The 24,689-nt window shown below is 67.0% G+C and carries 24 protein-coding genes; 18 read left to right on the top strand and 6 right to left on the bottom strand.

All coding sequences use genetic code 11. The features are described from left to right. Positions 1–42 precede the first annotated feature (42 nt). The 3 genes from AC1DP9_RS08265 to gatC form a co-directional block, all read right to left on the bottom strand. On the bottom strand, positions 43–507 hold the full coding sequence (locus tag AC1DP9_RS08265) for a hypothetical protein (protein ID WP_441591485.1): 465 nt from the start codon (positions 505–507) through the stop codon (positions 43–45). Beyond that, complete coding sequence (gene gatA, locus AC1DP9_RS08260) at positions 507–2,006, bottom strand: Asp-tRNA(Asn)/Glu-tRNA(Gln) amidotransferase subunit GatA (protein ID WP_477107027.1); 1,500 nt, start codon at positions 2,004–2,006, stop codon at positions 507–509. The genes AC1DP9_RS08265 and gatA overlap by 1 nt, the downstream gene beginning before the upstream one ends. Positions 2,007–2,069: 63 nt before the next feature. Further along, positions 2,070–2,369, bottom strand: coding sequence for an Asp-tRNA(Asn)/Glu-tRNA(Gln) amidotransferase subunit GatC (gene gatC, locus AC1DP9_RS08255; protein WP_092291232.1), 300 nt, complete (start codon positions 2,367–2,369; stop codon positions 2,070–2,072). 766 nt (positions 2,370–3,135) lie between these two features. Here gatC and AC1DP9_RS08250 point away from each other — a divergent pair. From AC1DP9_RS08250 to AC1DP9_RS08210, 9 genes are all read left to right on the top strand, one after another. Next, entirely contained in the window at positions 3,136–4,179 is a 1,044-nt protein-coding gene (locus tag AC1DP9_RS08250) for a rod shape-determining protein (protein ID WP_011296266.1), read from the top strand. Positions 4,180–4,306: 127 nt separating this feature from the next. Further along, a complete protein-coding gene (gene mreC / locus AC1DP9_RS08245) occupies positions 4,307–5,278 on the top strand; it encodes a rod shape-determining protein MreC (RefSeq protein ID WP_477107026.1) in 972 nt (323 codons plus the stop codon). Continuing rightward, positions 5,275–5,787 carry a rod shape-determining protein MreD gene (mreD, locus tag AC1DP9_RS08240; RefSeq protein ID WP_092291236.1) on the top strand — a complete coding sequence of 171 codons (513 nt, stop codon included), beginning with the start codon at positions 5,275–5,277 and terminating at the stop codon, positions 5,785–5,787. Before mreC ends, mreD begins: the two co-directional genes overlap by 4 nt. 85 nt (positions 5,788–5,872) lie before the next feature. Then, a complete protein-coding gene (mrdA, locus tag AC1DP9_RS08235) occupies positions 5,873–8,248 on the top strand; it encodes a penicillin-binding protein 2 (RefSeq protein WP_477107025.1) in 2,376 nt (791 codons plus the stop codon). Between the two features lie 14 nt (positions 8,249–8,262). Then, positions 8,263–9,405 (top strand): rod shape-determining protein RodA, encoded by a 1,143-nt coding sequence (gene rodA / locus AC1DP9_RS08230; protein WP_454756722.1) that lies wholly within the window; start codon positions 8,263–8,265, stop codon positions 9,403–9,405. A 49-nt stretch (positions 9,406–9,454) separates the two neighbouring features. Continuing rightward, positions 9,455–10,126, top strand: a complete 672-nt coding sequence (locus tag AC1DP9_RS08225; RefSeq protein WP_092291242.1) for a DUF484 family protein — start codon at positions 9,455–9,457, stop codon at positions 10,124–10,126. A gap of 1 nt (position 10,127) precedes the next feature. Then, positions 10,128–11,177, top strand: coding sequence for a tyrosine recombinase XerC (locus AC1DP9_RS08220; protein WP_477107024.1), 1,050 nt, complete (start codon positions 10,128–10,130; stop codon positions 11,175–11,177). 143 nt (positions 11,178–11,320) lie between these two features. Continuing rightward, positions 11,321–13,225, top strand: a complete 1,905-nt coding sequence (locus tag AC1DP9_RS08215; protein ID WP_477107023.1) for a T6SS effector phospholipase Tle3 domain-containing protein — start codon at positions 11,321–11,323, stop codon at positions 13,223–13,225. Then, positions 13,225–13,905, top strand: coding sequence for a T6SS immunity protein Tli3 family protein (locus AC1DP9_RS08210; protein WP_477107022.1), 681 nt, complete (start codon positions 13,225–13,227; stop codon positions 13,903–13,905). The genes AC1DP9_RS08215 and AC1DP9_RS08210 overlap by 1 nt, the downstream gene beginning before the upstream one ends. Before the next feature lie 6 nt (positions 13,906–13,911). Here AC1DP9_RS08210 and AC1DP9_RS08205 read toward each other — a convergent pair whose 3' ends face one another. Continuing rightward, positions 13,912–14,871 (bottom strand): transcriptional regulator GcvA, encoded by a 960-nt coding sequence (locus AC1DP9_RS08205; protein ID WP_092291246.1) that lies wholly within the window; start codon positions 14,869–14,871, stop codon positions 13,912–13,914. 195 nt (positions 14,872–15,066) lie between these two features. On the opposite strand from AC1DP9_RS08205, the gene AC1DP9_RS08200 reads away from it, so the two are divergent. The 9 genes from AC1DP9_RS08200 to pcp all read left to right on the top strand — a co-directional run bounded on the left by AC1DP9_RS08200 (position 15,067) and on the right by pcp (position 22,608). Next, positions 15,067–15,435: a DUF2917 domain-containing protein gene (locus AC1DP9_RS08200; RefSeq protein ID WP_477107021.1), complete on the top strand. Its 369-nt coding sequence runs from the start codon at positions 15,067–15,069 to the stop codon at positions 15,433–15,435. Positions 15,436–15,553: 118 nt separating this feature from the next. Next, positions 15,554–16,312 (top strand): lipoyl(octanoyl) transferase LipB, encoded by a 759-nt coding sequence (gene lipB / locus AC1DP9_RS08195; RefSeq protein ID WP_477107020.1) that lies wholly within the window; start codon positions 15,554–15,556, stop codon positions 16,310–16,312. Positions 16,313–16,394: 82 nt separating this feature from the next. After that, the gene (lipA, locus tag AC1DP9_RS08190; protein ID WP_092291252.1) at positions 16,395–17,387 is read left to right on the top strand and encodes a lipoyl synthase; all 993 of its coding nucleotides are present in this window, start codon (positions 16,395–16,397) and stop codon (positions 17,385–17,387) included. Positions 17,388–17,724: 337 nt separating this feature from the next. Then, entirely contained in the window at positions 17,725–18,375 is a 651-nt protein-coding gene (gene pxpB, locus AC1DP9_RS08185) for a 5-oxoprolinase subunit PxpB (protein WP_092291254.1), read from the top strand. Then, positions 18,372–19,391, top strand: a complete 1,020-nt coding sequence (locus tag AC1DP9_RS08180; protein ID WP_092291256.1) for a 5-oxoprolinase subunit C family protein — start codon at positions 18,372–18,374, stop codon at positions 19,389–19,391. The genes pxpB and AC1DP9_RS08180 overlap by 4 nt, the downstream gene beginning before the upstream one ends. Positions 19,392–19,425: 34 nt before the next feature. Beyond that, positions 19,426–20,166 carry a 5-oxoprolinase subunit PxpA gene (gene pxpA / locus AC1DP9_RS08175; protein ID WP_092291258.1) on the top strand — a complete coding sequence of 247 codons (741 nt, stop codon included), beginning with the start codon at positions 19,426–19,428 and terminating at the stop codon, positions 20,164–20,166. A 66-nt stretch (positions 20,167–20,232) separates the two neighbouring features. Continuing rightward, complete coding sequence (locus AC1DP9_RS08170) at positions 20,233–20,973, top strand: DUF969 domain-containing protein (RefSeq protein WP_092291261.1); 741 nt, start codon at positions 20,233–20,235, stop codon at positions 20,971–20,973. A 3-nt stretch (positions 20,974–20,976) separates the two neighbouring features. Further along, positions 20,977–21,927: a DUF979 domain-containing protein gene (locus AC1DP9_RS08165; RefSeq protein ID WP_092291263.1), complete on the top strand. Its 951-nt coding sequence runs from the start codon at positions 20,977–20,979 to the stop codon at positions 21,925–21,927. A gap of 18 nt (positions 21,928–21,945) precedes the next feature. Continuing rightward, a complete protein-coding gene (pcp, locus tag AC1DP9_RS08160) occupies positions 21,946–22,608 on the top strand; it encodes a pyroglutamyl-peptidase I (protein WP_092291265.1) in 663 nt (220 codons plus the stop codon). Positions 22,609–22,624: 16 nt separating this feature from the next. On the opposite strand, the gene AC1DP9_RS08155 is transcribed toward pcp, so the two are convergent. Together AC1DP9_RS08155 and AC1DP9_RS08150 are read right to left on the bottom strand one after the other, a co-directional pair. After that, positions 22,625–23,935, bottom strand: coding sequence for a VanZ family protein (locus AC1DP9_RS08155; RefSeq protein WP_477107019.1), 1,311 nt, complete (start codon positions 23,933–23,935; stop codon positions 22,625–22,627). 21 nt (positions 23,936–23,956) lie between these two features. Continuing rightward, a complete protein-coding gene (locus tag AC1DP9_RS08150) occupies positions 23,957–24,658 on the bottom strand; it encodes an ABC-type transport auxiliary lipoprotein family protein (RefSeq protein WP_477107018.1) in 702 nt (233 codons plus the stop codon). Between the last annotated feature and the right edge of the window lie 31 nt (positions 24,659–24,689).

Here is a 24,689-nt window from a genome sequence, read left to right as displayed (position 1 = left end):
GCGAAGGATGAGAGTGGGCGGCGTGGCGGCATGATAGTTACGTTATCGCGTGCGGGCGCAGGCGCCCGAGTCCGGCTCGAACATCACCGGCCACGCTTCTTCATAGATGCCGGGCGTGCAGTGCGACTGGCAGCTTGCGTGCGCCAGCGTCACGCGGCGCGGGTCCTGCCAGACCATCAGCTTGCAGGCGCTGCCATCGTTGGCGCGCAGCTCGATATGTGGCGTTTTGCGCACCTGTCGGAAGTCGGCCAGATTGAAGCTGCACGAGCCGCGCTTGCCGACCCACAGCTTCCACTGCAACTGCTGCACGGCGTTGTCCACCACGCGTAGCTGGGCGTCCTCGCGGAAACCGTCTTCCTCGGTGCGGCGGCAGTCGCCGTTCAGGTCGATGTCCCGCGCGGCGATGGGCGTGGAGCGCCCGCCGAACGGCAGCGAGCAGCCGGCCAGCACCACGGCGAGGGCCATCGCGACAAAGAGGCGTAGCAGGCGCTTGTCGTGCATCGTCATCAGGCCGGGCGGCGCAGGTGCCAGTCGGTGGCCTCCTGGAACGCATGGGCCACCTGCAGCAGGCGCGCTTCGTCGAAATAGTTGCCGATGAGCTGCAGGCCGACGGGCATGTTGTCCTGCCCAGTGCCGCAGGGCACGCTCATGCCGGGCAGGCCGGCGAGGCTGGTGGAGAGCGTGAAGATGTCGGCCAGGTACATCTGCACCGGGTCGGCGGTCTTCTCGCCGAGCTTCCAGGCCACCGTGGGCGCCACCGGGCCCATGATCACGTCGCACTGGCTGAAGGCGCGCTGGAAATCGTCGGCGATGATGCGGCGGATCTTCTGCGCCTGCAGGTAATAGGCGTCGTAATAACCGTGCGACAGCACGTAGGTGCCCACCATGATGCGGCGCTTGACCTCGGCGCCGAAGCCTTCGGCGCGGGACTTTTTGTACATGTCGAGCAGGTCGCTGTACTCGGCCGCGCGGTGGCCGTAGCGCACGCCGTCGAAGCGCGACAGGTTGCTCGACGCCTCGGCCGGCGCAATCACGTAGTACACCGGGATCGACAGCTCGGTCTTGGGCAGGGTCACGTCGACCAGCGTCGCGCCGAGCTTCTCGTACTCGGCCAGCGCGCCGCGCACGGCGGCTTCCACATCGGCGGACAGGCCCGCGCCAAAGTACTCGCGCGGCAGGCCGATGCGCAGGCCGGCCAGCGGTTGGTCGGCGCTGGCGCCGGCGCGCGGCTGGCCCAGATGGCGCGTGAAGTCCTCGTCCACGCCGCCCTGGGCGGGCGTGAGGCTGGTGGAATCCTTCGGATCGAAACCGGCCATGGCGTTGAGCAGCAGCGCGCAGTCCTCGGCCGAGCGGGCCATCGGGCCGCCCTGGTCGAGCGACGAAGCGAACGCGATCATGCCGTAGCGCGAGACGCGGCCGTAGGTCGGCTTGATGCCGGTGATGCCCGAGAACGATGCCGGCTGGCGGATCGAGCCGCCGGTGTCGGTGCCGGTGGCGGCCGGGGCCAGCCCTGCGGCCACGGCGGCGGCGGAACCGCCCGAGGAGCCGCCCGGCACGCGCTGCTTGTCCCACGGGTTGCGCACGATGCCGAAATACGAGTTCTCGTTCGACGAACCCATCGCGAATTCGTCCATGTTGGTCTTGCCCAGCGTGACCATGCCGGCGGCGGCGAGGCGCTCCACCACGGTGGCGTCGAACGGGCTCTGGTAGCCGGCCAGCATCTTCGAGCCGGCCGTGGAGGCCCAGCCGCGCGTCACGAAGACGTCCTTGTGGGCGATGGGCACGCCGGTCAAGGGCGTGGCCTGGCCCTGGGCGCGGCGCGCATCGGCGGCACGGGCCTGGTCCAGGGTGAGGTCGGCGTTGACGTCGACGAAGGCGTTCAGGTCGCGCGCGGCCTCGATGCGGGCGAGGTAGTCGCGTGCGAGTTCCTCGGCGGAGACGGTGCGCGCCGCCAGGGCATCGGCGATCTGGCGCAGGGAAGTCACGGAATCAGCGGAAAAGGACATGTCGGTCTGGTGTCTGCGGTGGCGGTCAGGGGCGGCGGCGGGCCGGGCGGGTGGGCCCGGGCGTCACTCGATGACCTTCGGCACCAGGTAGAGGCCGCGTTCGGTGGCCGGGGCCGGGCGCTGGTAGTCTTCGCGGCGGTCGGTCTCGGTCACGGCATCCTCGCGCAGGCGCTGGGCGATGTCGCGCACGGCGGAGAGCGGGTGCGCCAGCGGCTCGATGCCGGTGGTGTCCACCGCCTGCATCTGCTCCACCAGCGAGAAGAAGTTGTTCAGTTGGGCGAGCGTCTGCGCGGCCTCGGCATCGCTGGTTTCGATGCGGGCCAGGTGCGCGATGCGCTTGACGTCGGAGAGTGCGAGAGCCATGGCGTGATGCGGCGCGGGCGCCGGGTTCAGTCCATCGGACTGGGGATGTTGCGGTCGGTGGCGGGCAGGACGCCCGGAGCGGGGTCCGGGGGCGCCCCCGGGATCGTTTCGTTACAAGTTTTTCCGGGCGCTGACGCCCCGAAACAGCGTGGATTATAAGGTATCATTACGCGCTGCAGGCCTCCCGCAACGCGGACTTCACATGGCGCGCCAAACGGGGGGTTCCAGGCAGGTCACGGGTCACGCCGGCGACTGCGCCGGTGATGCCGTCGCCACTGCTGGCACGTACCATGAGTGCCGGGCAGGGCAGCCGCCCGGGGCATGCGGCGCGCGAGCGTCGCAGGACTGCAACAGAGCAGGAAACGATTGGCGAACGATAAAGGCACGGCCCGGCGGCAAGTCCGCGATTAACGGCTGGTTTTCATCGCAGTTTCACACTTCACAATCAGGTTCCTCCGATTAGGCTTCTGCCATCGTCAGGCGATTTTCCGACCTGTCCGGCGCATCTGGCGGCGAACTTTCGCGCAGAGTCTAATCAAAGGTTCCCGTAGGTCCGGCGTGCAGGTTGCGCCGGTTGCGGATCGCCGATGACCGGGCGGGCATGCGCCCCTCGCCGTCGGCACCGGGGCGTACCGGCTTGCCGGTACGGGCCGCAGCGCACCGGGGGAACCGTGAACCATCACCCTTGCAAACGTATACCTGGCCGGGCCGAAGACGGCGCCGGCCGTTTCGCATACTCGCGAACCAACAAAAGACAGGATTCCTGATGTTCGGATTTCTCCGCAGCTATTTCTCCAACGACCTGGCCATCGACCTGGGCACCGCCAACACCCTGATCTACATGCGCGACAAGGGCATCGTCCTGGACGAGCCGTCGGTCGTGGCCATCCGTCAGGAAGGCGGCCCCAACGCCAAGAAGACGATCCAGGCGGTCGGCAAGGAAGCCAAGCAGATGCTGGGCAAGGTGCCGGGCAATATCGAGGCCATCCGCCCGATGAAGGACGGCGTGATTGCCGACTTCACCGTGACCGAGCAGATGCTCAAGCAGTTCATCAAGATGGTCCATGACTCGAAGCTGCTGCGCCCGAGCCCCCGGATCATCATCTGCGTGCCGTGCGGCTCCACCCAGGTGGAACGCCGTGCCATCCGCGAATCGGCGCTGGGCGCCGGCGCCAGCCAGGTGTACCTGATCGAGGAGCCGATGTCGGCCGCGATCGGCGCCGGGCTGCCGGTGTCGGAACCGTCGGGCTCGATGGTGGTGGACATCGGCGGCGGTACCACCGAGGTGGGCATCATCTCGCTGGGCGGCATGGTCTACAAGGGTTCGGTGCGCGTGGGCGGTGACAAGTTCGACGAAGCCATCGTCAACTACATCCGCCGCAACTACGGCATGCTGATCGGCGAACAGACCGCCGAAGCCATCAAGAAGGAAATCGGCTCGGCATTCCCGGGGTCCGAAGTGCGCGAGATGGAAGTCAAGGGCCGCAACCTGTCCGAAGGCATTCCGCGTGCATTCACGGTCTCGTCGAACGAAATCCTCGAAGCCCTGACCGATCCGCTGAACCAGATCGTGTCCGCCGTGAAGATCGCCCTCGAGCAGACGCCCCCGGAACTGGGTGCCGACATCGCCGAGCGCGGCATGATGCTGACCGGTGGCGGCGCGCTGCTGCGCGACCTGGACCGCCTGCTGGCCGAGGAAACCGGCCTGCCGGTGCTGGTGGCCGAAGACCCGCTGACCTGCGTGGTGCGCGGCTCCGGCATGGCGCTCGAGCGCATGGACAAGCTCGGCAGCATCTTCTCGTACGAGTAAGAACAGGAACCGCAACGTGGCGACACGCGGCATGCCGGCCCCAGCAGGCTGCGCCGGCGCGTGCGCCACGAGATTTCCGCCCCTTCCCGCCGCCCCCGGCGGGATGACTTCGCCTGCGCACGGGTAAATGGATTACTCCCCACCGCCGCTCTTCAAGCAAGGCACGTCCGCCGTGGCGCGGCTGGTCATTTTCGTGACCATCGCGCTGACGCTGCTCGTGGTCGATGCCCGCTTCGACGCCATGCGCGTCGCGCGCCAGGTTGCCGCCACCGTGCTGATGCCGGTGGAACGCGTGGTCCTGGTGCCGCGCGATGCGCTGCGCGGCGTCTTTGACTATGCCCAGTCGTCCGTCACGCTGGCCAACGAGAACCGCGAGCTGCGCCGCAGCGCCGTGGAGCAGGCCAGCGCCGCCGTGCGCCAGGCCCAGCTCGAGGCCGAGAACAACCAGCTGCGCAAGCTGCTGAATCTGACCCAGCAATCGGCCACGCCGGTGGTGGCGGCGGAGATCCTCTATGACGCCCGCGACCCATACAGCCAGCGCATCGTGATCGACCGGGGCAGCGTGCAGGGCCTGCGCGCCGGCTATCCGGTGATCGACGAACGCGGCGTGATCGGCCAGATCACGCGGGTCTCGCCGCTCCAGTCCGAAGTGACGCTGCTGACCGACAAGGATCAGGCGATTCCGGTCCAGGTGGTGCGTAACGGGCTGCGCAGCGTGGCCTTTGGCGGCTCGCGTGCCGGGCAGCTCGACCTGCGCTTCATGGCGGCCTCGGCCGATCTCCAGCAAGGAGACCTTCTCGTCACATCCGGCCTGGACGGGACCTATCCGCCCGGCCTGCCGGTGGCGAAGATCTCCCATATCGAACGCAAGGCCGATACCGCCTTCTCGCGCGTGTACTGCGAGCCGGTGGCTGGCGTGCGCTCGCACCGACAGTTGCTGGTGGTGCGTTACGAGTCCGGGCTGGGACCGCGTCCGCAGGACGAGGACAAGCCGCAGAAGGCCGAGCGCGGTGCGCGTTCGGCGGCGGCCCGCGCCGGTGCCGAGAAATCGGCAGAGAAAAACGGCGATAAACCCGCTGCCACGGAGCCCGCACGGTGACCAATCCCCAGTATCTGCTGCGCCCGGTCAACCCCGCGTTCATCGCGGTGACGTTCATCGTCGCCTTCCTGTTCAACCTGATGCCGTGGGGCACCACGCTCTGGATTCCGGACATGGTGGCGCTGGTGCTGGTGTTCTGGAACATCCACCAGCCGCGCAAGGTCGGCATGGGCGTGGCCTTCCTGCTCGGCCTGCTGATGGATGTGCACGATGCCCGCCTGCTGGGCGAGCACGCCATGGCCTACACGCTGCTGGCCTACTTCGCCATCACGATCCATCGCCGCGTCCTGTGGTTCTCGGTCTATACCCAGGCGCTGCACGTGCTGCCGCTGCTGTTTATCGTCCACGCCGTGCCGGTGGTGATCCGCCTGGCCATGGGCGCGCCCCTGCCGGGCTGGCAACTGCTGCTGGCGCCCTGCATCGAGGCGCTGCTGTGGCCGCTGGCCACCAGTGTGCTGTTGGCGCCACAGCGGCGTTCGCACGACGTCGACGAAACCCGACCGATTTAGCCGATCCAGCCTTCCCGGGCCGGATCTATCTATATAGAGCCGCCCGGGCCACCGCCCACGCCGAACCCGCCGCCGCAGTACCGCCATGACCGAAATCCGCAACGTCGAACTGGAAATCGGCCGCTTCCGCATCCGCGTGGCGGCTGCCGCCCTGTTTACGGTGATCTGCTTCGGGCTGCTGTTCACCCGCTTCCTGTGGCTGCAGTGGTACAAGCACGACCAGTACTCGGCCAAGGCCGAGGACAACCGGATCTCGGTGGCGCCGATCGAGCCCAATCGCGGCATCATCATGGACCGCAACGGCGTGATCCTGGCGCGCAACTATTCGGCCTACACGCTGGAAATCACGCCGTCGAAGCTGACCGATACCCTCGACAACACGATTGAGTCGCTTTCGTCACTTGTCGATATCCAGCCGCGTGACCGCCGCCGCTTCAAGCGCCTGCTGGAAGAGTCGCGCAGCTTCGAAAGCCTGCCGATCCGCAGCCAGCTTTCCGACGAGGAAGTGGCCAAGTTCTCCGCCCAGCGCTTCCGTTTTCCCGGCGTGGATGTGCGCGCGCGGCTGTTCCGCCAGTACCCGCTCGGCGAATCGGCCAGCCACGTGATCGGCTACCTGGGGCGCATCTCGCAGCGCGACCAGGAGCGGATCGATGCGATGGACGAGGCCAACGACGCCGAGGGCGCCAAGTACGATCCGCGCAAGGACGCCGACAACTACAAGGGCACCAACTACATCGGCAAGATCGGCCTGGAGCAGAGCTACGAGGCCGAACTGCACGGGCTGACCGGCTTCGAGGAAGTGGAAGTGAGCGCGGGCGGGCGGCCGATCCGCACGCTGTCCACCTCGCCGGCCACGCCGGGCAACAACCTGATCCTGTCGCTGGACATCCGCCTCCAGCAACTGGCCGAGCAGCTGTTTGGCGACCGGCGCGGTGCGCTGGTGGCGATCGAGCCGGCCACGGGCGACATCCTGGCCTTCGTCTCCAAGCCGACCTACGACCCGAACCTGTTCGTGGAAGGCATCGATTCGAAGACCTGGGACGAACTCAACAGCTCGCCGGACAAGCCGCTGCTGAACCGCCCGCTGCGCGGCACCTATCCGCCCGGCTCCACCTACAAGCCGTTCATGGCGCTGGCGGCGCTGACCATCGGCAAGCGCACGGCCGCCTGGGGCATGCACGATCCGGGCTTCTTCACGCTGGGCAACCACACCTTCCGCGACGACAAGCCGGGCGGCCACGGCTGGGTGGACATGCAGGCGTCCATCGTGCAGTCCTGCGACACCTATTACTACGCGCTGGCGCGCGACATGGGCGTCAACGGCATCCACGACTTCATGAAGCCGCTCGGGTTCGGCCAGATCACGGGTATCGACATCGAGGGCGAAAGCCGCGGCATCCTGCCGTCCACCGAGTGGAAGCGCAAGGCGTACCGCAAGCCCGAGCAGCAGAAGTGGTATGACGGCGAGACCATCTCGCTGGGCATCGGGCAGGGCTACAACAGCTTCACGATCCTGCAACTGGCCAATGCGGTGTCGATCATCGTCAACAATGGCGCGGCGATGAAGCCCCACCTGGTGAAGGCGGTGGAGGATTCGGTCTCGCGCCAGCGGACGCTGACCGTGCCCAAGGAAAGCTATCGGATTCCGCTCAAGCAGGCCGATATCGACGTGATCAAGAAGGCCATGGTGGCCGTGACGCACTCGGGCACTGCCGCGCGCGTGTTCGCGGGCGCGGCCTACGAATCGGCCGGCAAGACCGGCACGGCGCAGACCTACACGCTGGCCAAGGGCGAGAAGTACAACCACCATGCCATCGACGAGCGCAAGCGCGACCACTCGCTCTATACCGCGTTCGCGCCGGCGGACAACCCGAAGATCGCGCTGGCGCTGATCGTCGAGAACGCCGGCTTCGGCGCGGCCGTGGCGGCGCCGATCGCGCGGAAGGTGATGGATTACTACCTGCTCGGCAAGTGGCCCGAGGAGTTGCAGGCCAACGCGCCGCCGCCGGCCGAGCGCGAGCGCGCGGGCGGCAAGCCGCCGGTGGACACGCCGAGCGTGTTCACCACCGGCCTGACGGCGAACGTGGCGACGGCCACGGTGATGGCCAATGCGCCGGTGAGCGCGGCCTCGGGCGCGGACGCCAGTGCTGCGGGGGCGAGTGCAGCCCTGGCGGGGGCTTCCGGCGCCACCGTGGCATCGGGCGCCGGCGCGCGCGGCGCGTCGGAATCGATCGCCGCACAGCTTGACCCGGCCGCCATCGCGCCGGCCTCGGCCGTGGCCACGCTCGACGAACGGATGCTCCAGGCGCTTGGCCACAGCAAGCCGGCCGCGCCGGCTCCGGTGCCGGCCCCGGCACCCGCCGCGCGCCCCGCACCCGCCTCGGCGCCTGCGCCGGCCAAGCCACGCGTCCGGCCGGTCAGCACGACGGCACCCGCCCCCCGTAACAATGCTTCAGAGTAAAGGAGACGGGCACCATGGATAAACGCCGCGTCGTGTCCGTGATCCGGACGGCCCTCACGGGCTTCGACAAGCCGCTGGCCCTGATCGTCTTCCTGCTGTTCGCCACCGGTATCGTGGCGCTGTACTCGGCCGCCATCGACATGCCGGGCCGCGTGGAAGACCAGCTGCGCAACATCCTGCTCTCGTACGCAGTGATGATGGTGATCGCCTACATGCCGACCCAGCTGCTGATGCGGGTCGCCGTCCCCCTATATACAGTGGGCGTGGCGCTGCTGATTGCCGTGGCGATGTTCGGCCTGATCCGCAAGGGCGCGCGGCGCTGGCTCAACGTGGGCATGGTGATCCAGCCGTCCGAGATCATGAAGATCTCGATGCCGCTGATGCTGGCGTGGTACTTCCAGAAGCGCGAGGGCGTGGTCAAGTGGTTCGACTTTGTCGTGGCGCTGGTCATGCTCGGCATTCCGGTGGGGCTGATCGCCAAGCAGCCTGACCTTGGCACGGCGCTGCTGGTGCTGGCCGCCGGCCTCTATGTGATCTATTTCGCCGGGCTGACCTGGAAGATCATCCTGCCGCTGCTGGCCATCGGCGTGGTGGCGGTCACGCTGCTGATCTCGTATGAAAGCCAGATCTGCGCCCCGGGCGTGAACTGGCCGATCCTGCACGACTACCAGCAGCACCGCGTCTGCACGCTGCTGGACCCCACCACCGACCCGCTCGGCAAGGGCTTCCACACCATCCAGTCGATTATCGCCATCGGTTCGGGCGGCGTGACCGGCAAGGGCTGGCTCAAGGGCACCCAGACCCACCTGGAATTCATCCCCGAGAAGCACACCGACTTCATCTTCGCGGTGTTCTCGGAGGAATTCGGCCTGATCGGCAACGCGGTGCTGCTGGTGCTGTACCTGATGCTGATCTTCCGCGGGCTGTATATTGCCGCCAATGCGCCGACGCTGTTCTCGCGGCTGCTGGCGGGTTCCATCACGCTGATCTTCTTCACCTACGCTTTCGTGAACATGGGCATGGTGAGCGGGATCCTGCCCGTGGTGGGCGTGCCGCTGCCGCTGCTCAGTTACGGCGGGACGGCGCTGGTGACACTGGGCATGGGGATCGGCATCCTGATGAGCATTTCGCGCCAGAAGCGGCTGATCCAGACCTAGCAGTGCCGTTTGCTACACTGCCATCCGAAAAATACTCCGGTAGAAGCTTATGAACGCCCAAGATGTCGCCGCCTGGCTGCAGAGCAATCCGCAGTTCTTCGAGGAACACGCCGAACTGCTGGCCGCGGTGCAGCTGACCAGCCCGCATAGCCATCGCGCCGTGTCGCTGCAGGAGCGCCAGATGGAAATCCTGCGCGAGAAGAACAAGGGGCTGGAGCTGAAGCTGGCCGACCTGGTCCGCCACGGGCACGACAACGACCGCACCCAGCAGCGCATGCACGCCTGGCAGCTCCGCCTGCTGGCCGAGGCCGACTCGCACGCGCTGCCGTACACGGTGCAGGACGGCCTGCAGCAGGTGTTCGACGTGCCGGCCGTGGCGCTGCGCGTGTGGAACGTCGGCGAAGCCTTTACGCACATCGAAGTGGCGCAGGGCGCCAGCGACGACCTGCGCCTGTTTGCCGAAGGGCTGCGCGCGCCGTATTGCGGCCCGAACAGCGGCTTCGAGGCCGCCGCGCTGCTCGAGCGTGATGACATCGCCTCGCTGGCGATGGTGGCGCTGCGCGTGCCGACCCGCCCGGACGAAGACGCGCTGGGCGCCACCTTCGGCCTGCTGGTGCTGGGCTCGCCCGATGCGCGCCGCTTCCACGAAGGCATGGGCACGGCCTACCTGGGCCAGATCGGCGAAGTCGCCGGCGCCGCGCTGAACCGCCTGCGCGACTGACATGTCCCGCCGCCCGCCATCGGATAGCGAGGCACCGGACCCCAAGCCGGTGCCCGATCCGCTGGTGGTGCGCTACCTCGACTGGCTGGCCACCGGCCGCAAGCTGGCCGAACACACGCTGGCCAGCTACGGCCACGACCTCTCCGTGCTCCAGACCCACGCCGCGCGCCACGCGCCGGGCGTGGCGCTGCTGGCGCTCGAAACCCATCACATCCGGTCCTTCGCCGCGCGCATGCACGGCGGCGGCCTGTCCGCGCGGACCATCGCCCGCACGCTTTCCGCCTGGCGCGGCTTCTACCTGTGGGCGGCGCGCCATGGCCATGGCGTGGCGGTGAATCCTGTCGATGGGGTGCGCGCGCCCAAGCGCGGCCAGCCGCTGCCCAAGGCGCTGTCGGTGGAGCATGCGGTGGCGCTGGTCGCCCATCGCCCCGGCGACTCGGCCGAGGCGCGGCGCGACCAGGCGGTGTTCGAACTGTTCTATTCGAGCGGGCTGCGGCTGTCGGAGCTGGTGCAGCTCGACCTGCGCTACACCGAGGATGGCGCGTACCGCTCGATCGGCTGGATCGACCTGGCGGGCGCCGAGGTCACCGTGATCGGCAAGGGCTCGCGCCGGCGCTCGGTGCCGGTCGGCAGCAAGGCGATGGAGGCGCTGCGGGCGTGGCTGGCCGTGCGCGACACGCTGCTGCGCCCCGGCGCAGCGCCCGAGGACGCCCACGCGCTGTTCCTCGGCACGCGCGGCAAGCGGCTGTCCGGGGCGACCGTGCAGTCGCGCATCCGCAAGCAGGCGCTGTCGGCCGGCGTGCCGACCCACGTGCATCCGCACATGCTGCGCCACTCATTCGCCACGCATATGCTCCAATCGTCAGGCGACCTGCGCGCGGTGCAGGAGATGCTCGGCCACGCCAGCATCGCCACGACGCAGGTCTACACCTCACTCGACTTCCAGCATCTGGCCAAGGTCTACGACCAGGCCCACCCGCGCGCGGGGCGTGCAAAGACTGCCGCCGCAAAGCCTGCGCCGACACCATCGGAAAAAGACGAAGAAAGCTGAGTCACCCGGCCGGACCCCATAGCCGCCAAGCCATCTTCGCCGACGCGAGTTTCGGCATTTTACGATTGTAGTGACCGGATCCTCGCTTCTAGCATGCCGAATACGCAGCTTTTCAGGCTGCGGTGGCATGGAAGCGAGGTCATATGGCTGATGTTTTTGAAGAGGACGATGGGCGGTCGGCTCAACCCGCGCCGGCTAACGAATCGAAGCGGAACAAGCTCAATATCGCCACGCGCGTCGTGCCGATGCAGATCGACGCGCAGGGACGGCCGTACTGGGAGTCGTTCCTGACACCGGAAAGCTTCGAGGTCCGGGCGGAAGCACAGATTCCTTCGCACCTGCCCGGAATTATTATCTTTGTGCACGGGGTCAATTCGGAAGGGGAGTGGTATGACGCGGCGGAAGGCGCGCTATGCGACGGGTTGAATCAGCGATTGAATCGCGCAGACCTCGAAGCAACCACCTACACGGCGGTTGATAGCGTAACAAAACAGCAGGATGGGCGCCGTGTCGTAACAGCAGGATATTCCCCCGTCATCCGCTTCTACTGGGGCTATCGAGCTCCCGATGGTCAGGAAGAAAACTATACGATCCCGCTACGAAATATCCGGGGCACTGATTACAGTGCGCCGCAATGCACGAGTCAGGGCGGGCCATGGTATTGGGGCGGTGGTCCTTTCCAGAACGGCACAAATAATCTTCAGCAACTCTGGAGCGAGGCCGGTTTCCGCCGGCATGTCCTGGGTGTGGATATGCAGGCGCTCAATACCGAGACGGAGCGCCAATTGCAGGACGCGCCGCCACGCACCTATTACGCCCATGCGGTGCAGCGTCTGGCCGGGCTGATCGACAAGATTCGCCGGCATTCGCCTAATGACACGATCTCGATTTGCTCGCACAGCCAGGGAACGATGATTGCCATGGCCGCCACGGCCTTGTGCGAGACGCGCGCGCCGGACGCGCTGTTCATCATGAATTCGCCGTTCGCACTCGACGACAAAATCACCGACTCCCTCACCTGTGGCAATGAACGACCTACCGAACGGGCAAGGGTCAATACTTTCCGCAATATCGCCAACCGGATCAAACAGGAAAAGCGGGCGCTCTCACCGGCGCAGATAAAGTGCTTGCAAGTCGGTGCGACCGAGGACATGAATTTCTGGCGCCCCGATCTCGAAAATCACTTCGGCATGCCCGAGCGCGACAACCATGGGCGGTTATACGTGTACTTCAGCCCCCATGACCGGGTGATGGGTTGCACGGCCTTGCAGAGTATTGGCTGGCAGGGCTTGGATGCCAATCTGCTGGCGGAGTTGGGCGATACGGTCAAACAAAGGATGCTGGCGCGAGGTACGCCTTGCGGCGACGCGCCGGGCGTCAAGAAGTTTGGGTCGCTACCGCCGATCCCGGATCCACCTCCCGGGGTCAAGTCCGACGATTTCTGGGACGGTAATCGCGGGGTACTGGGTGGATTGATGAAGCTTTGGGCGGTACCTGACAAGAACAAGACGGTGACGATCAACGCCGAGGCAGTGCCGAATCCATTGACGGCTGAGGAGGTGCAGCGCTTCGATAGGCCAAAACATACTGCCGCAAAATGGGGCGAGGTTGACCCGGAAACCGGTGAGCGTCTCGATACGACATTCTCATATCTCGCATCGATCTACGAGCCGGAGGAATACAGGGAAGAGCCAGACATCTACAACGATGGGCGACCCAATCGCAGAATTGAGACCCGGGAAGAGATGCGGAAGCGCATCGACCAATATCAACCCGAGCCGACGGATCACAGCAGCTTGCCTGAAAATGCCGAATTCATGAAGCGCGTGGTCGCCTATGACCTGCCCGTTGGCTTCTGCGATGCATATAAGGACCCCACATTCTGGACCCGATTGCTGCAGGAGGCCGATTGGACCTCCTTGCGGGACCCGTATTTCCTTACCGGCAACCTGATGAAGCCCGCCATGCCGTCGCTTATCGACGGCGAAACCGTGGCAGCTGAAATCACCCGCGCTCAGGCTGAAAAGATCAAACGGAGGGAATTCTGATGCGAAGCGCCATCACCGCCGCCGCACTGGGCGCCCTTTTGATTGCCGGTTGCGCCACGCCGCCCTCTTATGTCGGCCCACCGCTGGACGCCGTCTACGATGTGGCGCCACAGGTGATCTATCGCATCGACGACCATCGTTTTATGACACTAGAGAACTATTGGGATTGCCACCATGGGACGACGTACTACAACGACACGAAGCAAGGGATTCGCAAAAGACTTGGGCGCAACGGCATCGAGAACTTTCAGGGCAGGCTCATCAATGCGGATGCAACCGGCCTGAACCTTGTCATTCCGTCGTCCCAGCCGCCAGAACGGACGTGCAGCGACCGAGGCTGCTCCATCTCGTTGCTCTATTCGACCGATGGCGGCAAAACCTTCAAAGGCTGGCGCTATATGGTGAGCTTCGACCCATTCAAAGACTCGAAGCGGTTCACCATTGCGGCGACTGAAGACGCTATGTATATATCGAAATTGCACAGCGAGACTACCGGCAGAATTATTACCGCGCGATATCCGTTGATTCCCGGTTTTGTCTACGGCAAGGAAGACCTGCCCAATGGTCTGCGCATTGAGTTTGATACCAAATTGCCGTCTGGTCTCCGCTCCCCCACCGGTCAGGAACGCTTCTCCTGTGACCCGTCCATTCGCCCCACCAACCCTCCGGTTGTGAGGTAAGGGGTGCTAGTCAGACCACTGCGACAAAATGTTGCGAAAGCGCTCCATCTCGGGCAGCAGCCACTGGCGGAACGCCTGCACCTTAGGCAATTCCAGGCTGGCCTGCGTGCTGACGAAGTACAGCAGCCACGGGCAGACGATGCTCACGTCGAACAGTCGCACCACGCGGCCGGAGAGCAGGTCGTTGTAGGCCAGCGAGGAGCGGATCAGCGCGATGCCCTGGCCCTCGGCGGCGGCCTGCAGCAGCAGCGAGGAATCCTGCAGCAGCAGGCCCTTGCGCGGCTCCGGCCAGTCCAGCCCGGCGGCTTCGAACCACGGTTGCCACGGATCGCCCTCGCCGCGCAGCAGCGGCATGCCGGCCATGTGCGCCGGCTGCTCGGGCAGGCGGCCGCCGTTGAAATCGGGGCTGCACACGGGAAAGAACACATCGTCGAGCAGCCGTTCCACGTACAGGCCGGGGTAGTCACCGTTGCCCATGCGCAGCGCGATGTCCACTTCCTCATTGGCGAAGTCGACCAGCGAGTTCGAGGACAGCAGCTCCACGTCCAGCTCTGGATGCTGCTCGATAAAGCTGCCAATGCGCGGCGTGAGCCAGCGCGCGGCGAAGGACGGCATGGTGCTGATGGTCAGCCGCTTGTCGCGGTTGCCGGCCTGGAGCACGCGCGTGGCATCGGCGATCTGCAACAGCGCGTCGCGCACGCGCTCGGCGTAGACCCGGCCGTTGGCGGTCAGCATCACCCGCTTGCCGCGCCGCTCGAACAGCAACTGGCCCAGTTCCTCCTCCAGCGCGCGGACCTGGTGGCTGACGGCGCCATGGGTGACGAACAACTCCGCCGCCGCGCGGGAAAAGCTCTCGTGGCGGGCGGCGGCCTCGAAGGCGCGCAGCGCGGAGAGCGCCGGCAGGCGCGGGAAATCGCGCTTCCAGCGCTGTCCATTGTCGGGATTCCAGCTGCCGCTCCAGACCATGATGCGAGTTCTCTATGTGAGTTTGGCTAACAAGACACAAGAATATATATCGTTTTGATAGTGCTAGGGCAATCACTAGAATGCAATGCACCGGAACCGCTTGTCAGCGCCCCCTAACTGGCCCGGTCCAATATCCAGGCCAGTTCCGGCGCATCTGACCAGTCAGCGGGCACCCGGCACACGGAGAAAGCCATCATGAAAGCATTGCTCACAACGACAGTGTTCACCCTCGTCCCTGGCGAAGTCACCAGCCTCTCGCTCCATGCTGCCCAGCGTCTGTTTGTGGAAGACGCCAAAGCCACGGACGTGTGGGTGACCCGCGAGAACGACTCGGAGGATTACTGGCTCCGTTGTGGCGGCAGCCTGTTGCTCCGGCGCGGCGACGAGATCGTGATCAGCGTGGACTCGCGCGCGACCCGCCCGGTCAGGTTGGCGCTGATTGCCGAAGCACGCCGCCCGGCGGCGACCGTGGCGGACCTGCCACATTTCGTGTTCCGCGCCGTGAGGCGTTTGGTTCGAGGGACCGAATGGACACCGGGCCAGGATCAGGTCACGGCCTCCTGAACTGAGGCTGGTCTGGCCGCCCAGACCGGACCGGGAGGCCGAATGCGAGACCCCGCCATGACCGGGGTCGCCCACCAGGGGCCGGCGGATGCCGGCCCTTTTCGTTACACTCTCGGGCATGCATGCCATTCAAGTCATCGAACGGGGTCTGGAGCCGTACGCGCCCTGTTTCGACGCCATGCGCGCCTATACCGAGGCCCGCACGCCCGACACGCCGGACCAGATCTGGCTGGTCGAGCACCCGCCGGTCTACACGCTCGGCCAGGCCGGGGACCCCGCGCACCTGCTCTCGCCCGACGCCGCCATCCCCGTCGTCAAGATCGATCGTGGCGGACAGATCACTTATCACGGCCCGGGCCAGGTCGTGGCCTACCTGCTGCTCGACCTGCGTCGTCGCCACCTGATGGTGCGCGAGCTGGTGACCGATATCGAGCAGGCGGTGCTGGACACGCTCGCGGCGTATAATCTCGCAGCCGAACGCAAGCCCGGCGCCCCCGGCATCTACCTGTCGGACGGACCGCACCAGGGCGCCAAGATTGCCGCGCTCGGCCTCAAGATCCGCAACGGCTGCAGCTATCACGGCGTCAGCCTCAACGTGCAGATGGACCTCTCACCGTTCCTTCGCATCAACCCCTGCGGCTATGCCGGACTGGAAACAGTCGACATGGCCAGCGCGGGCGCCACCGTGCCGGGGGCAGGCGAAGCCGGGGGAACGCCATCGACGCTGAGTGCCACGACGAATGCCACGAAGGGCGCCGTCACTGCGGCCCACTACCCCGAAATCGCGCGACGCCTGGCGGCGGCCCTGTGCGAGGTGCTGGCGGCGCGCGAAGCGCGTGCCCCGGCGCGTGGGAATGCCGCCGCCGAGGCCGCCTGAGCACAGCGATGGCGTACCCGGCCCCGATTCACAGCCAAGTCCACAGCCAAACATGCACGCGGCCAAGCGTGCGGAGAACAGTATGAGCGACGCCCTGATCGCCACGTCCAGCGAAGCCCCGCAATCCCCTGCCGAGTACGATCCGACCCGCAAGCAGAAGTCGGCCGACAAGACCGCGCGCATCCCCATCAAGATCGTGCCGGCCGAGAAGCTGAAGAAGCCGGAGTGGATCCGCGTGAAGGCGGCCACCGGCAACTCGCGCTTCTACGAGATCAAAGACATCCTGCGCGCGAACAACCTCGTCACGGTGTGCGAGGAAGCGAGCTGCCCGAACATCGGCGAGTGCTTCGGCAAGGGCACGGCCACGTTCATGATCATGGGCGACAAGTGCACGCGCCGCTGCCCGTTCTGCGACGTGGGCCATGGCCGCCCCGATCCGCTCGACGTGAACGAGCCGGGCAACCTGGCGCGCACCATCGCCCAGTTGAAGCTGAACTACGTGGTGATCACCAGCGTGGACCGCGACGACCTGCGTGACGGCGGCGCCCAGCATTACGTGGATTGCATCTCGCAGACCCGCGCGCTGTCGCCGGCCACGCGCATCGAGGTGCTGGTGCCTGACTTCCGTGGCCGTCTGGACAAGGCGCTGGACGTGCTCCAGGCCGCCCCGCCCGATGTGATGAACCACAACATGGAAACCGTGCCGCGCCTGTACAAGCAGGCGCGTCCGGGCGCCGACTACGCGCACTCGCTCAAGCTGCTGCAGGAGTTCAAGCGCCGTAATCCGCACCTGCCGACCAAGTCGGGCCTGATGGTGGGCCTGGGCGAGACTGACGAGGAAATCCTCGAAGTCATGCGCGACATGCGCGCCCACGATATCGACATGCTGACCATCGGCCAGTATCTGGCGCCGTCGAACCATCACCTGCCGGTGATGCGCTACGTGCATCCGGACACCTTCAAGATGTTCGAGGAAGAGGCCTACAAGATGGGCTTCACCCACGCCGCCGTGGGCGCCATGGTGCGCAGCTCGTACCACGCCGACCAGCAGGCGCATCAGGCCGGGTTTGCCTGAAGCAAAACAAAGCACGCAGGTAGCAGGATCAAAGAAGGCCGGGACACGCTCCCGGCCTTTTTTATTGCCTATTGTTCCGACAGGCAGGCAAGCGGCGCCTTGAATGTCTGCGCACCGCCTTTCAACCACCTTTCACAATAAGCGCAGCAAAAATCACTTATTCCCCGTCTTGGCGACATCTTGTCGCTAACGGTGCATAACATCCTAGGGACAACCCCGAGTGCTGGGCGTTGGCATGTTTCGTTATGATGAATTTATCGATAAATCGTCGATGAAATACGGCTGAGTCACATTCGGTCCGACGCCATCCGACCTCTTCCTCACAGGTTGCCCCCACATGCCCGATTGCACCGTCCATCGCCTGGCCGAGCAGGCGCTGCTCTATAGCGTGGCGCCGCCCGCTTCGCTCGATGTCCAGCGCCGCATCTGGGCCATGGCCGAGCGCGCCGCCGACTGGCGCGGCGTAGTGGACGTGGTGCCGGGCATGAACAATCTCACCCTGGTGTTCGACGACACCGCCGACGTGGCCGCGCTGGAGCGCAATCTGAAGGTGGCGTGGGCCTCCGGCGAGACGCGCAACGCCACCGGCAAGCTGGTGGAGATTCCCGTGCGCTACGGCGGCGAGTTCGGCCCCGATCTGGCCGATGTGGCCGCGCACACGGGCATGACGCCGCAGGAAGTGGTGCGCCGGCATGCGGCCGGCGAGTACGTGGTGTATTTCCTTGGCTTCCAGCCCGGCTTCGCCTATATGGGCGGGATGGTCCCCGAACTGGCCACGCCGCGCCGCCGCGAGCCGCGCCTGGCCGTGCCGGCCGGTGCCGTGGGCATCGGCGGCGAGCAGACCGGCATCTATCCGGCCGTGCTGCCCGGCGGCTGGCAGTTGATCGGCCATACCGACGCCCAGCTCTTCGTGGCGGACCGCGATCCGCCGTCCCTGTTCGCGCCGGGCGACACCGTGCGCTTCATCGTCGAGGAGTATCTGGCGTGATCGAAATCATTCGTCCCGGCGCGCAGGCGTCCGTGCAGGATCTCGGCCGGGTGGGCTTCCGACGCTTCGGGGTGGGCCGCTCGGGCGCGGCGGACAGTCTGGCGCTCCAGGTGGGCAACCGGCTGCTCGGCAACGCGGCCGGCGCCGCCGGCATCGAATTCACGCTGGGCCGCGCGGCCATGCGCTTCCATGTCGATATGCGCGTGGCGCTGGTCGGGGCCGAGTGCGGCGCCAACCTGGACGGCGTGCCGGTCTGGTGCTGGCATGCCTTCGATGTGCATCGCGGCGAGACCCTGACGCTGCCGTCCCCGCGCGGTGGCACCCGCACCTACCTCTGCGTGGCGGGCGGCATCGATGTGCCGCTGGTCATGAACTCCCGTAGCACGGACCTGAAGTCCGGCTATGGCGGCTTCGAGGGCCGCGTGCTGCGCGAAGGCGACAAGCTGCCCGCCGGCCGTCCGGGCCTGGACGAGGAACGCGACTGGCTCGGCGTGGCCGCACCCGGCTGGGCGCTGCCCGTGAACCGCATCGACGACGCCTGGGCCATCCGCATGCTGCCCGGCCCCGAATATCCCGATTTCGAACCCGCCGCGCAGGCCGCGCTGTGGCAGTCCGACTGGACCATCACGCCGCAGAGCAACCGCATGGGCCTGCGCCTGCAGGGCCCCGCGCTGGCGCGCCGCGCCGAGCGCAGCGGCGACCTGCTCTCGCACGGCGTGGTGCCGGGCGTGATGCAGGTGCCGCCGGCCGGCCAGCCCATCGCCCTGATGAGCGATGCGCAGACCACGGGCGGCTATCCGAAGATTGGCGTCGTGATCGGCGCCGACCTCTGGCGGCTGGCGCAGGTGCCGCTCGGCGCGTCCGTGCGCTTCGTGCAGGCCACGCTGGACGAGGCCGCCGCCGCGCAGGCGGAGCTGGACCGCTACCTGCGGCAGATCGACCAGGCGCTGCAATGGCAGGGCGATGGCATGAAGATCGCCGCGCGCCGCCGCACCACCACGCGCTTCGTGGCGTAACCGGGCTGGACCCCACCGTACAAGGAGAACCCCCATGCAAATCGACCTGAACGCCGACCTGGGCGAAGGCTGCGGCAACGACGAAGCCCTGCTGGCGCTGATCAGCTCCGCCAACGTGGCCTGCGGCTGGCACGCCGGCGATGCCGCCACCATGCTCCAGACCGTGAAGTGGGCCATCGCCAACAACGTGGCGATTGGCGCGCACCCGAGTTTCCCGGACCGCGAGAACTTCGGCCGCACCGAGATGCAGCGCGACCCGGAAGCCGTCTACGCCGACGTCCTGTACCAGATCGGCGCGCTCGACGCCATCGTGCGCGCCCAGGGCGGCCAGCTCGCCCACGTGAAGCCGCATGGCGCGCTCTACAACATGGCCGTGCGCGATGAAAAACTCTGCGCCGCCATCGTACGGGCCGTGCGCGACTACAACCCCGACCTCGTCTTCTTCGGCCTGGCCAACAGCCGCATGATCACCATGGCGCGCGACGCCGGGCTGCAGGTGAAGGAAGAAGTGTTCGCCGACCGTGGCTACAACCCCGACGGCACGCTGGTCAAGCGCGGCACGCCGGGCGCGCTGCACGACGACGAGGAAGTTGCCCTGGACCAGACCCTGTCGATGGTGCGCGACCAACGCGTGCGCGCCATCGACGGCACCTGGGTACCGATCCGCGCCGAAACCGTGTGTCTGCACGGCGACGGCGCCCACGCGCTTGCCTTCGCGCGCCGCATCCGGGAACGGCTCGGCGCGGAAGGCATCGCCATCCGGGCTGGTGCCTGACGGGCGCCCGCCCGCCGGCGCTGGCTTTGCTCCACCGTTAGCTTCACCTTCTATCTGGTGTTACCCATGGAATCGGCTGTCAATCTTTGGCCCCTGCTCGGGGTCGGCGTCATCGTCATCGGCTTTGTCCTGCGGTTCAATCCCATGCTGGTGGTGGCGCTTGCCGCCATCGTCACGGGGCTGACCGCTTCCATGCCGCTGATGCAGATCTTCACCGCGATCGGCACGGCCTTCGTCAAGGCGCGCAACCTGCCGCTGATCATCCTGCTGCCGCTGGCCGTGATCGGCCTGCTCGAGCGCCACGGCCTGCGGGAGCACGCGCAGGCGTGGATCTCGCGCATCGCCTCGGCCACGGTGGGCCGCCTGCTGATCGTCTACCTCGCCGTGCGCGAGCTGACCGCCGCCGTGGGGCTGACCAGCCTGGGCGGGCATCCGCAGATGGTGCGTCCGCTGCTGGCCCCGATGGCCGAAGGTGCGGCCGAGAACCGCTTCGGGCACCTGCCCGAGCCGGTGCGCCAGCGCGTGCTGGCCTTCTGCGCCGCCACCGACAACGTGGGCCTGTTCTTCGGCGAGGACATCTTCGTGGCCTTCGGTGCCATCGCGCTGATGCACACCTTCCTGCTGTCGTCGAACATCGACGTGGAGCCGCTGCACATCGCCGTCTGGGGCATTCCCACCGCGATCTGCGCGTTCCTGATCCACGCGGTGCGCCTGAAGCGGCTGGACGGCTGGCTCGAGCGCGAACTGGGCAAGACGCCGGCGGGGACGCCGGCCACGTCCGCCGCATCCGGCAAGGTTGGGGAGTAAGCCATGATCGTATCCATCGACTATCTCTACTGGCTGGCCGGCTTCGTGCTGGCGATTACCGCCCTGATGACGTTCACGGACAAGACGCACCCGCGTCGCCTGTCCACCGGCCTGTTCTGGGCGCTGTACGCGGCCATCTTCCTGATTGGCGACAAGATCCCGCCGGCCATCGTCGGCATCGCCGCCGTGCTGATGGCACTGATCGCCGGCTTCGGCGGCGTGGGCCACGGCAAGCACGGCACGCTGCCCGAGTCGGAGCGCCGCGCCAGCGCCAAGCGGCTGGGCAACAAGCTGTTCATCCCGGCGCTGCTGATTCCGCTGGTGACCGTGATCGGCACGGTGCTGTTCAAGGACGTGAAGCTGGCCGGCGTGCCGCTGCTCGATCCGAAGAACGTGACGTTCGTGTCGCTCGGCATTGGCTGCCTGGTTTCGCTGGCCGTGGTGTGCTGGCTGACGCGTGACACCGTGACGCAAGGCATGCGCGAGTCGCGCCGGCTGATCGAGTCGCTGGGCTGGGCGCTGGTGCTGCCGCAGATGCTGGCGATGCTGGGCCTGGTCTTCGCGGACGCCGGCGTGGGCAAGGCCGTGGCGCACCTGGCCACCGCCTACATCAACATGGACTACAAGCTGGTGGCCGTGGCGGTGTACTGCGTGGGCATGGCGCTGTTCACGGTGATCATGGGCAACGGGTTTGCCGCGTTCCCGGTGATGACCGGCGGCGTGGGCGTGCCCATCCTGGTGGGCATGTTCGGCGCCAACCCGGCCGTGATGGCGGCCATCGGCATGTTCTCGGGCTACTGCGGGACGCTGATGACGCCGATGGCGGCCAACTTCAACATCGTCCCGGCGGCGCTGCTGGAGCTGGACGACAAGAACGCGGTCATCCGCGCGCAGGTGCCGTCGGCGCTGGCCATCCTGGCGGCCAATATCGTCCTGCTGTACTTCCTGATGTAACTGATGGAGACACGCACTATGCGTACCGCCCAGCGAACCGTATTACTTACCGGCTTCGAGCCGTTCGACAAGGAACCGGTCAACCCGTCATGGGAGGCGGTGCGGGCGCTGGACGGCCAGCAGGTGGGCGATGCGATCATCGTCGCCCGCCAGCTGCCGTGCGTGTTCGGCGCGGCCATCGAGGCGATGTCGGCGCTGCTGGCGTCGGTAAAGCCGGATGTGGCGATTGCGGTGGGGCAAGCTGGTGGCCGCACGGAATTGTCGATCGAGCGCGTGGCGATCAATGTCGACGATGCGCGCATCGCCGACAACGCCGGCGCGCAGCCGATCGACCTGACCATTGCCGCCGATGGCCCGGCCGCCTACTTCGCCACGCTGCCGATCAAGGCCATCGTGCGCGACCTGCGCGCGGCGGGCGTGCCGGCGATGGTGTCGCAGACTGCCGGCACCTTCGTCTGCAACCACGTGTTCTACGGGCTGATGGATGGCATCGCGCGGCACGGCCTGACCGGCACGCGCGGCGGCTTCATCCACATTCCCTATCTGCCGGAACAGGCGGCGCGGCATCCCGGCGCGCCGAGCCTGGCGCTGGACACGCTGATCGCCGGCCTGCGGGTGGCGGTGCAGACCACGCTGACCACCGACGCGGATATCCGCGAGCAGGGCGGCCAGCTCCACTAAATCGATTCGATTGGGATCAGGGCTGGCCCGGACCCGGGCCGGCATCCACCTGCCGGTCCGTCGCCGCCGCCACGGCGCGCGCCGTGGCACGGCGCCGGGCCAGCCGCTGCAGCCGCCGGCGCATGCTCATCTGCTCCACGCGCCACAGCACATAGAAGAACGCCGCGAACGGCCACAGCCAGCCCAGCCACTGGGCCAGGCTGTTGAAGTGCACGAAACGTCCCATGCGCCAGCCTTGCTCCGAAATCCACGCATAGGGATTCGGCGGCAGCACGTTGGTCAGCACCACCAGCCCCGCCAGCGCCACGATGGCCAGCAGCGCGCGCAGCCAGCGCGGGAGGCGCAGCAGCAGCACCAGCACCAGCGAACTCGTGGTCAGCGCGAAGCGGCCCCCCTCGGACAGCCAGTTGAAGGTGTTGTCGTCCGCGAACTGCAACTCGGCCACGGTGGCCTTGAGCAGCAGCGCGAAGGCGAGCAGCCCGGCCAGGATGCGCAGCATCGGCGCGGTGCGCCGCATCGCCAGCGAGGCGAACAGCCCCGTGCCGATCCAGCTGCACGCGGTCACCATGGTTTCCAGCATCAACTGGGCCTGCATGTCGTCGGGCCGCAGTCCCACGTTGTTCTGCCAATCGAGCAGGGCGGGGAAGTAGCCCTGCAGGATCTCCATCGGCCAGGAATCGGGGTCGGTCAGCCATTCCCGCACGATGCCGCCCATGCCGAACAGGTGCTCCTGCGGAAAGATCTGCGCGAACGGCCACAGCAGCACCAGCAGGATCGCAAAGCTCGCATGGGGCTCGAACCACGCCATGCGCAGGCGCGTAAGCGTGCCGCGATCGACCAGCGCGCTGGTGAACGGCGCCACCATGGCCGCGCCCAGCAGCGCGCCGAGCGCGTTGGTAATCAGGTCGATATTCGACGAGATGCGGCTCGGCAGCCAGGTCTGCAACGCCTCCATGACCGCCGACAGCAGCGCGCCGGCCACCAGCGCGATCAGCGTGGCGCGCGCGCCCGAGATGCGCGGGTGCAGCGCCAGCACGACCAGCGCCCCGAACGGGCAATAGCCGAGCACGTTGGTAATCAGGTCGAACTCGGTGATGTAGCGCGGCTTGGGCGCGGTCAGGAAGGCCAGCGGCGAGATGCCGTTATTGACCCATCCCGTGAACGGATAGAGGCTGGCGTAGGCCACCAGCAGCGTGAAGCAGATCAGGCCGACGCGCGCCAGCGGCGAGTGGCGCGGCAGCCAGCCGTCCAGCTCCGGCTGGCGCGGCTGCTGCGGTGGCTGCGGCGGCGGGGGCGGGGGAGATGTCGGGGGCGCGACCAGAGTCATGCGTGCGAATACAGGCCGCCGTTACGGCCGGGGCGGATTCGGTGACGGCGGCGCCGTCGGCAGCGGCACCGCATTGGCGCCGGGCGGGTTGGCGGCGGGCAGCGCGGCCGGGCCGGATGCCGTGGCGGCGGCCAGCGGCAGTGTGGCAGCCCAGTCGAGGATGGCGGCGATCACCGCGTCGCTGCTGGTGGAGAGCGCCTTGACGCCGCCGGCGCCATCGGCGCTGGAGGCGGGCTGCTCGGCCACGAAGGTCTTCTGGCCGATCAGGCCCTTGTGATAGACGGTGGCGCGCGCCCGCACCACGCCCCGGCTGGCGGTGGCGCTGTCGAACACCTGCTCGAAGGCGAGCAGGTCCACCTTGAGCGCCGGCACCGAGCCATCGCCGAACCACGTCAGCGCGCCGCGCCCGGACACCGCGTCGCGCAGGCGCGCATCGAACAGGCGGGGTGGCGAATCGACCCAGCGCTGCGTGGCATAGGCCTGCAGCCGCTGCGCCTGCGAGTATTGCAGGCGGTAGTAGAGCGACTGGTTGTCCATCCATACCGGGCCGTCGGTCTGGGCCACGCGCAGCTTGGGCAGCGGTGCGGGCGACTGCGACGGCGTGCCGGCCATCGGCCCGAGGTCATAGGTCAGCGCGGACGGCCCCGGCGACAGCGCGCTGCATCCGCCCAGTGCGAGCAGTGCGGCAAGGGCGGCGATTCGTACGAGTCCTACAGGCGTCATGGCGGAGTCCCGGTGGAAGTTGGGGCGAAGG

It is taken from the genome of Cupriavidus sp. 01L43 (assembly GCF_056399925.1).
The sequence above is the reverse complement of the archived record's forward strand: the minus strand, read 5'-3'. Positions and strand labels throughout refer to the sequence as shown.

Coding starts and splice junctions, on each gene's coding strand:
- mreC (WP_477107026.1), top strand. CDS start 4,307: ATGGATTACTCCCCACCGCCGCTCTTCAAGCAAGGCACGTCCGCCGTG.
- AC1DP9_RS08225 (WP_092291242.1), top strand. CDS start 9,455: ATGAACGCCCAAGATGTCGCCGCCTGGCTGCAGAGCAATCCGCAGTTC.
- lipB (WP_477107020.1), top strand. CDS start 15,554: ATGCATGCCATTCAAGTCATCGAACGGGGTCTGGAGCCGTACGCGCCC.
- AC1DP9_RS08170 (WP_092291261.1), top strand. CDS start 20,233: ATGGAATCGGCTGTCAATCTTTGGCCCCTGCTCGGGGTCGGCGTCATC.
- AC1DP9_RS08250 (WP_011296266.1), top strand. CDS start 3,136: ATGTTCGGATTTCTCCGCAGCTATTTCTCCAACGACCTGGCCATCGAC.
- pxpB (WP_092291254.1), top strand. CDS start 17,725: ATGCCCGATTGCACCGTCCATCGCCTGGCCGAGCAGGCGCTGCTCTAT.
- AC1DP9_RS08215 (WP_477107023.1), top strand. CDS start 11,321: ATGGCTGATGTTTTTGAAGAGGACGATGGGCGGTCGGCTCAACCCGCG.
- AC1DP9_RS08210 (WP_477107022.1), top strand. CDS start 13,225: ATGCGAAGCGCCATCACCGCCGCCGCACTGGGCGCCCTTTTGATTGCC.
- AC1DP9_RS08265 (WP_441591485.1), bottom strand. CDS start 507: ATGACGATGCACGACAAGCGCCTGCTACGCCTCTTTGTCGCGATGGCC.
- AC1DP9_RS08220 (WP_477107024.1), top strand. CDS start 10,128: ATGTCCCGCCGCCCGCCATCGGATAGCGAGGCACCGGACCCCAAGCCG.
- pcp (WP_092291265.1), top strand. CDS start 21,946: ATGCGTACCGCCCAGCGAACCGTATTACTTACCGGCTTCGAGCCGTTC.
- AC1DP9_RS08150 (WP_477107018.1), bottom strand. CDS start 24,658: ATGACGCCTGTAGGACTCGTACGAATCGCCGCCCTTGCCGCACTGCTC.
- gatA (WP_477107027.1), bottom strand. CDS start 2,006: ATGTCCTTTTCCGCTGATTCCGTGACTTCCCTGCGCCAGATCGCCGAT.
- AC1DP9_RS08200 (WP_477107021.1), top strand. CDS start 15,067: ATGAAAGCATTGCTCACAACGACAGTGTTCACCCTCGTCCCTGGCGAA.
- gatC (WP_092291232.1), bottom strand. CDS start 2,369: ATGGCTCTCGCACTCTCCGACGTCAAGCGCATCGCGCACCTGGCCCGC.
- mrdA (WP_477107025.1), top strand. CDS start 5,873: ATGACCGAAATCCGCAACGTCGAACTGGAAATCGGCCGCTTCCGCATC.
- rodA (WP_454756722.1), top strand. CDS start 8,263: ATGGATAAACGCCGCGTCGTGTCCGTGATCCGGACGGCCCTCACGGGC.
- AC1DP9_RS08155 (WP_477107019.1), bottom strand. CDS start 23,935: ATGACTCTGGTCGCGCCCCCGACATCTCCCCCGCCCCCGCCGCCGCAG.
- AC1DP9_RS08165 (WP_092291263.1), top strand. CDS start 20,977: ATGATCGTATCCATCGACTATCTCTACTGGCTGGCCGGCTTCGTGCTG.
- lipA (WP_092291252.1), top strand. CDS start 16,395: ATGAGCGACGCCCTGATCGCCACGTCCAGCGAAGCCCCGCAATCCCCT.
- pxpA (WP_092291258.1), top strand. CDS start 19,426: ATGCAAATCGACCTGAACGCCGACCTGGGCGAAGGCTGCGGCAACGAC.
- AC1DP9_RS08205 (WP_092291246.1), bottom strand. CDS start 14,871: ATGGTCTGGAGCGGCAGCTGGAATCCCGACAATGGACAGCGCTGGAAG.